Source organism: Mesorhizobium qingshengii, assembly GCF_900103325.1.
GTDB lineage: Bacteria > Pseudomonadota > Alphaproteobacteria > Rhizobiales > Rhizobiaceae > Mesorhizobium > Mesorhizobium qingshengii.
In genome coordinates this window covers 1-1,227 of the sequence record NZ_FMXM01000114.1, presented here as the reverse complement: position 1 = coordinate 1,227, position 1,227 = coordinate 1, and the positions used below count along the sequence as shown (strand labels likewise).

2 protein-coding genes are annotated in these 1,227 nt (G+C 59.8%); both read left to right on the top strand.

Annotated elements, in window-relative coordinates; genetic code table 11:
* Nucleotides 1-297: Mu transposase domain-containing protein (locus BLS48_RS36070; protein WP_425284761.1), on the top strand; the 297-nt coding region annotated here is incomplete at its 5' end.
* Entirely contained in the window at nt 294-1,175 is an 882-nt protein-coding gene (istB, locus tag BLS48_RS34675; RefSeq protein ID WP_038654861.1) for an IS21-like element helper ATPase IstB, read from the top strand. The genes BLS48_RS36070 and istB, both read left to right, overlap by 4 nt.
* Nucleotides 1,176-1,227: the final 52 nt, after the last annotated feature.

Sequence of the window (1,227 nt, the reverse complement as noted above, 5' to 3'; positions counted from 1 at the left end):
AACGCCTACAGCGTGCCCGACGCCACCAGAAGGCGGCTCGTCGAAGTTCACACCTTGGCCAATGAGGTTCGAATCTTCGAAGACGGTGCGCTGATTGCTGTGCATCCGGTGTTGGAAGGTCGCCATCAGCGACGCGTCGAACCAGGACACAGAACCTTTCGCTCACCGCCGCGATCGCGATCGCACGTCAACAATGACGAGATCATTCTTCATGGATCCGGAGACCGGGTCACACAACGGCCGCTCGCCTTCTACGACGCCGTCGCCAGAGCTATGGCGCAGGAGAACCGCCCATGAGCGCCGCTCTCGATGCCGTGCCGTCGATGATCGACCGCATTCGCCATGACCTGGTCGGCCTGAAGATGCCACGTGCCCTTGAAGCACTCGACCATATTGTCCGCCGCCTGGAGCATGGCGAGCTGTCGGCGCTCGAAGCGATCGACATTCTCCTTTCCGAAGAGCTGACCCTACGGGAGAACAGCCGTATAAAGACGGCGTTGCGGATGGGTCGGCTGGCAACCATTAAAACGCTCGCCGGCTTCGATTTCTCTTTCCAGCCCTCCCTCGATCGCGATCGGATCTTCACGCTCGCGCAACTGGGCTTCGTCGAAAGGCACGAGGCCGCCCATTTCCTCGGGCCGCCAGGAACTGGCAAAAGCCATCTGGCTATCGCGCTCGGCGTCGAAGCTGTCAAAGCGGGCAAGAGCGTCTACTTCTGCACCCTGGCCGATCTCATTGCAGTGCTGTCCAGGGCCGAGCGGGAGGGACGGCTGCAAGAACGCATCCGCTTCTTCTGCAGGCCAAGTCTGCTGATCGTCGACGAGATCGGTTATCTCCCGGTGATCGCCGGCGGCGGCAATCTGTTCTTCCAGCTCGTCAACGCCCGCTACGAGAAAGGGGCAATGATCCTGACGTCCAACCGCGGCTTTGCAGAGTGGGGAGATGTTTTTGGAGACGCCGTGGTCGCCACCGCGCTTCTCGACAGGCTTTTGCACCATGCCGTCGTCGTTCAGATCGAAGGATCAAGCTACAGGCTGCGCCAGCATGCCGAATTGATGCCTGAACACGTCCGTTCGAAAGCCCTGATTACTCCACCGTCATTCGCTCCACCATCACGGCCGCGCGGTCGGCCGCCGAAAAATACCCAATTCTCCATGCCGTCCGAGACGGCGTAATTGGGGAATTTTACTTCGGCACTTTTGGGGAAATTTCACCCGGTATTGACAC

Bases quoted from the DNA above. Each gene is read 5' to 3' on its own strand.
- istB (WP_038654861.1), top strand. From the start codon at position 294: ATGAGCGCCGCTCTCGATGCCGTGCCGTCGATGATCGACCGCATTCGC.